This is a genomic window from Ensifer sp. 4252, from assembly GCF_050434565.1.
GTDB lineage: Bacteria > Pseudomonadota > Alphaproteobacteria > Rhizobiales > Rhizobiaceae > Ensifer.
On the sequence record NZ_JBNDIU010000062.1, the window covers coordinates 1 to 5,438 of the forward strand.

General features: G+C 57.2%; 6 protein-coding genes and 1 pseudogene. 5 read left to right on the forward strand and 2 right to left on the reverse strand.

All coding sequences use genetic code 11. From position 1 onward, the window contains the following. Positions 1-1,117 precede the first annotated feature (1,117 nt). From ABIE33_RS36000 to ABIE33_RS36010, 3 genes and pseudogenes are all read left to right on the forward strand, one after another. Positions 1,118-2,020 carry a PhnA-like protein gene (locus ABIE33_RS36000; RefSeq protein WP_429133899.1) on the forward strand — a complete coding sequence of 301 codons (903 nt, stop codon included), beginning with the start codon at positions 1,118-1,120 and terminating at the stop codon, positions 2,018-2,020. Between the two features lie 194 nt (positions 2,021-2,214). Continuing rightward, positions 2,215-2,768: pseudogene (locus tag ABIE33_RS36005) on the forward strand (DUF6766 family protein). Positions 2,769-2,990: 222 nt separating this feature from the next. Next, positions 2,991-3,497: a sigma-70 family RNA polymerase sigma factor gene (locus ABIE33_RS36010; protein WP_429133901.1), complete on the forward strand. Its 507-nt coding sequence runs from the start codon at positions 2,991-2,993 to the stop codon at positions 3,495-3,497. Positions 3,498-3,554: 57 nt separating this feature from the next. Here ABIE33_RS36010 and ABIE33_RS36015 read toward each other — a convergent pair whose 3' ends face one another. Together ABIE33_RS36015 and ABIE33_RS36020 are read right to left on the reverse strand one after the other, a co-directional pair. Next, entirely contained in the window at positions 3,555-3,758 is a 204-nt protein-coding gene (locus ABIE33_RS36015) for a hypothetical protein (protein WP_429133903.1), read from the reverse strand. Positions 3,759-3,864: 106 nt separating this feature from the next. Further along, positions 3,865-4,104 carry a DUF6894 family protein gene (locus tag ABIE33_RS36020; RefSeq protein WP_429133905.1) on the reverse strand — a complete coding sequence of 80 codons (240 nt, stop codon included), beginning with the start codon at positions 4,102-4,104 and terminating at the stop codon, positions 3,865-3,867. Positions 4,105-4,245: 141 nt separating this feature from the next. Here ABIE33_RS36020 and ABIE33_RS36025 point away from each other — a divergent pair, with 141 nt between their 5' ends. After that, entirely contained in the window at positions 4,246-4,950 is a 705-nt protein-coding gene (locus ABIE33_RS36025; RefSeq protein ID WP_429133907.1) for a Crp/Fnr family transcriptional regulator, read from the forward strand. A 78-nt stretch (positions 4,951-5,028) separates the two neighbouring features. Further along, on the forward strand, positions 5,029-5,322 hold the full coding sequence (locus ABIE33_RS36030) for a hypothetical protein (protein WP_429133908.1): 294 nt from the start codon (positions 5,029-5,031) through the stop codon (positions 5,320-5,322). Positions 5,323-5,438: the final 116 nt, after the last annotated feature.

Consider the following 5,438-nt stretch of genomic DNA (forward strand, 5'->3'; position numbering starts at 1 on the left):
TTTTGGTCCAGGCCATTGTGTTCTCCATCGAATCTCGCAAATCCGAAGGAATCATAACCTGTTGAAATCACCCACCTCTTTTTGAGGCAGCCTCTTAGGAATGCACGCATTCAGATCGCACTAGGCTGGGTGCTAATGATCGTCGGCGCGCTCCTCGGCGTAAACTTAATGGCAGATATAGGTTTGGTTATCTGGGGCATTGGATTGATCCTACAGATCGTAGCTTCTGTTGTGTACCTCGCTTCGAAGACCGGCGGAGAGGCCGTCTCGGGGGCGCATGAGTCAATCACGTCGTAGTTGACCACCGTGATTAGCAATCGGAACAATACCCCTTCGCCTGCGTTTTTTAAGCGCATAAGCGTGGCGTATTATGAAGCAACCAACGCGAACCCCAGACGGTCTGGCTACCTACCCAACCACCACGGCCGTCTGGATCCTCCCCGCAATTTCAGAGTTGAAACCCGGCAGCGACGGAAAAGCCAGGCTGTTCGCCCGAGCATTTCGCCATCGGCACTGTTGATCCGTAGAACGCCGTGCACCGCGTCGACGGCTAGCTTCGAGGAGTCAGGGATACGGCCGGGCGGCCATTACCGTCGCTCCCGAAGACAACGCGCGACGGTTGTCACATGGGAGGGCGCGGTCTCGCAGAAGCTTACCTTCGTTCATGAACACCGCGTCCGTCAGAACGACGGCGTCTGGCGCTCATTCGCGATCCCCGCCGTGCCGCTGATGACCGGAAACAGCGAGATTGGGGAACGGGTCGGAGTAATTCGCAAACTCGACCGCGCCTTGCTGGACAGATCAACCTACATCGCGTCGACTGTGATGCCCTGAAGACCTGATTTGCTGTGCGGCCGCCTCGTATAGTCCACGCCCACATCTTGGTGAATTTTTCCGGCTTAAGCGCTCGCAACCTGAGAAGAAGCCGCGCGTGCATGCTCTGTCACCCTCCCCTGTTCCAAACTCCGCCATGTCGGCGCCCCGGGTATAAGGCTCGTCTTGAGCTGAATGGTTATCGACGACGTCCATGCCGCCGGATGAGGCCGACGGAACATCCGTGTCTGCAGCCGGTTAGGTACCCATTCACCTGTCGATCAAGATATTCGGGAGCAGCGCCATGACAACTGTTTCGAACCATGAACCGCAAGATCTCCTATATGGCGACGCGGCAGCGACCGTCGCGTTCAGCAAGGTTAGTTGGGGGGCAATTTCCGCTGGCGTTGTGATTGCCCTCGCCACGCAATTCCTTCTCAATCTTCTCGGCGTGGGTATCGGGGCGGCTGTGCTCGACCCTGCTACATCCGACAATCCCGACGCCAGTTCATTTTCGATAGGCGGTGGCATCTGGTTCGTCGCGGCTGGGATCATCGCCGCATTTCTCGGCGGATATGTTGCAAGTCGCTTGTCCGGTCGTCCTAGCGGATCCACGGGAGGCTACCATGGGCTGACTGCCTGGGCCGTCACGACATTGGTGGTTCTGTACTTGCTCACAACTTCGGTTGGAGCAGTCGTCGGCGGCGCCTTCAGCGGCCTGACGTCCATAGTCGGCGGAGTCGGGCAGACGGCCGCTACGGCCGCCGCACCCGCCCTCGCGAATGCGACCAATCCGATGGCCGGAATAGAGCAGCAAATTCGCGCCTCGACTGGTAGCGACCCCCAAGCGCTGCAGAGCATGGCCGTCTCCGCGATGCAGGCCTTGGTGACAGGTGACGATGCAACGGCGGATGAGGCACGGGCGCGAGCCGCTGATGCGATAGCCAAGGCCCAAGGAATTCCGGTCGATCAGGCGCGCACCCAGGTCGAACAATACGAGCAGGCTTACCGCGCAAATGTCGAAGCCGCAAAGCAACAGGCTATTGAAGCTGCAGAGACGGCCACCGCTACCGTATCGGCAGGCGCCTTCCTCGGTTTTGTCGCCCTGGCGCTCGGTGCAATCGCGGCATGGTTCGGCGGTGTTTTCGGAACCAAGGGAAATGCCTTCGTCATCGAAACAGCCGACCGAAACGCCGATAGACCCTGAAACGCCGAGGAAATCGGTTGTTAAGGCCTGGTTGTTGCAGTGGGTCCGGGAGCGGACAACACGCGCGAAAGCATTGTCACGCTTGCAAAGTGCATGGAGGCCACCATGAAATGGACTAACGATCGTCCTGAGCCCCTGTTGCAACCCTGATCGGCATGATGCTCACTGGTCGATCAGTCTACAACGACCAATTGATGCAGCATGGCGGACAGGTTGTTTCGATGTCCGATTACCTACTGACGGGTCATTTCCTCTCGGCGTTGTTCGAAATTGGGAAAGCGAGTTTTTGCAGTCGGCTTACGTGGTGCTGACCGCTTTCCTCTTCCAGCGGGGTACGGCTGAGTCGAAAGATCCTGACAAACCAGCACAACAGGACAAGATCCGCGATGCCGTTTCGGCCAGCACGCGGCCCCCGCTTCCATTGCGGATCGGCGGTTCCTTTCAGTCACTCTATTCCTATTCCTTGGGCATTGTGCTTTTCGCCCTCTTCCTTCTCACCTTTGTCTGGCACCTGCGAGACAGTGCTGCAGCGCAAGCCGAAGAAGCTCTGATGCACGGGCAGGACCCCGCCCCGGTTTACGACCACCTGGCGAGCGCCCAGTTCTGGTTCGAGTCATTCCAAAACTGGCAATCGGAATTCTTGTCGACAGCAGTTATTATCATTCTGTCTATTTTTCTTCGCTTCCGCGGATCGCCGGAATCAAAGCCCATTGCAGCGCCGCATTCCAAGACCGGGACTGAGGAGTGACGGCACTATTGTCGGTGTCCGATGCCACGGGCTTTGTCCATCCGCCGGGACCGACGAAAATCGAGCCACGCTATGAACTGGTTCCGGGAGACAAGTGCCCGAGGACGGAAGCGGCAGCTTTTTTATCCTCTCCCCCCTACTTTAGGAATGCGTTGAGAAACGTACGGTAGCGCACAGGAACTTCAAATCTCCCCTTCCGTTATTTTGGGAAGGAGAACAATCATGAATAATATCGACGCATTCATCCAACGAAACGAGGTCCGGGACGGCATTACCGACTTACTTCCCGCCTTGCAAAAATTCGCCTGTCGTTTAGCCCGCTTCGAATGCGACCGGGAGGATCTGGTGCAGGAAACGATCTGGCGGGCGCTCAGATCGCAGCATCTGTTTCGCCCGGGTACCGCCTTGAAAACCTGGCTGTTTACGATCATGCGAAACACGTTCAATACGGAATATAAGAGGCGCCGTCGCGAGGTCGTCGGTATCGACGATGGGTACGTGAACGTTGTCGGCTGCGATGGCGCACAAGAATGGGCCGTTCGCCAGACTGAATTGTCGGCCGCGCTCGAGCGGCTGCCCGAGGAGTCTCGCAACACTCTGCTGCTTGTAGCATCCGGCACAAGCTACATAGAAACTGCAAGATTATGCGGGTGTGAGGTCGGGACCGTGAAAAGCCGGGTAAACCGAGCACGGAAGGTGCTGGAGGATGAAATAGGGACCTCTGCCTGATGAACCCAATGGGTCCGCTTAAAGCAGAGCGGGCGATGTTCCATCGCCCGCATTCCCTTATTTATCGCCCTTGGTCTTCCGCGCATCAGCTGCGCGTTTGCGATCCGGATCCTTGTTTGTTTCACCAGCCGCGTCGCGAACATTGTCAGGGTTGTCCTTTGCAGGAAGATATCCGCGTGGCCTTGTCTCCTCGGGCCCCTCCCAGCGCGGCGATTGATCAGTGGTGCCAGCAGCGCCATCTTTCGGTTTGATAATACCCATCGCATTCTCCTTCCGGTTACCCAAGACTAACAAGCCCACGGCCGCATTGTTCCCTGCCGGCGACGAGCCGAGCAAACTACACCAGACACGAGCCGTCACAGCGCGGTCAGCGACTGAGGCGTATGGTCAATCGGAAAGGCACTGTGCTCATTACCTGCCCGTCTTCAGTTGTGATCTCAAAACTCTCTGCCTCAAGGGGATCACCTTGCTTGACGCGTTGAGCAAGGATTTCGCGAGCCGAGGAAACAGCTTCCTCGCGTGCGAGATCAATGGAGGGAAACTCAGCCCCCTCTGGATCAAGCACCAGACTGTCGCCATAGCGAATATGGAAGAAGTACCTTGTCATGGGTCGTCCTCGGTTGACTTCTCCCTAACAAGGGCCGATCGAGAATGTTTCACTATGGTGGCTTTTAATCCATAGACACCGAAGGAAGTCGTCCTATTTCCGAGAGTTGTGAATCACCAAGACCGTGTAGGTGAGCCGGTGATGAGAAACGGACTTATTAACACCCTTTCCGATGAGGATCGGGTGCTTGTTCAGCCTCTCCTTGAACGCGTCAAGCTCGACCAGGCAGACTCGCTGTTCGAACCGTTCGAGCCGATAAGCCACGTCTATTTTTTTGAAAGCGGCCTCTCGTCAGAAATCGTTATTGGTGCAAGGACGAACCAAATCGAGGTCGGGTGTATCGGACACGAAGGGTGTTCCGCAGTTCCGGTCTTGCTGGGCATCGAAGCGACACCCCACCGGGCTTTCATGCAGGCCGGAGGGGAAGCTCTGCGAATCCCGACCCCAAAACTTTGGCAGGCGATGGACACCAGCCCTACCCTTAGGACAGTACTGCTTCGCTACGCGCATGTCTTCATGATCCAGGTTGCCGAAACAGCGCTCGCGAATGGGCGATGCGGCGTCGAACAACGGCTCGCACGCTGGCTTCTTATGTGTCAGGACAGGTTGGGTGACGAGCTTCCTCTGACGCACGAATTCCTATCTCTCATGCTGGGCGTACGTCGTCCCAGTGTAACCGATGCTCTCCATATTTTGGAAGGACATCGAGCCATCAGAGCGGAACGGGCCCTGATCAAGGTCCGCGACCGCGCTGTTCTGGAGACTACGGCAGGAGACGCTTACGGCGTTCCCGAGAAAGAGTACCGGCGGCTGCTTTCTCCGCTTTTGGATACGTCCAAACAGTAGGCGCGCCATTCGTGGGCCTACCATAAGTGAGGCGATGGCACGACTATTGCCGCGACTTGAAAATGGGGAGATCCGGTGATGCATCTTATCGAGATCCTTGTGCCTATCCCGAATGGCAACGCGCGCGCACCACTCGAGCGGATCCGGCAAGAGCTGACGGCGACGTTCGGCGGAGTGACAATGCATGTGACAGCGCCGGCTGAAGGGCTGTGGCAGTCGCCTGGAGGCGCCGAACGGGACCGTATAGTCATGGTCGAGGTGATGGCAAAAGATTTGGAGCGGGTGTGGTGGGCCGCCTATCGGAAGGAATTGGAGGCGCGGTTAAATCAGGACGAGGTAGTCATTCGCTCGAGTGTGATCGAGCGGCTCTAGCGTGATCGGGGTGTGACTCACCGTAAGCGGTGACGTGAGGCCGTTACTTCTTGAAGTTCCAGGGCATCAGAGCGTCGAGATCGCTTGATGGCCAACCTGCGGCGATACGCTCAAGC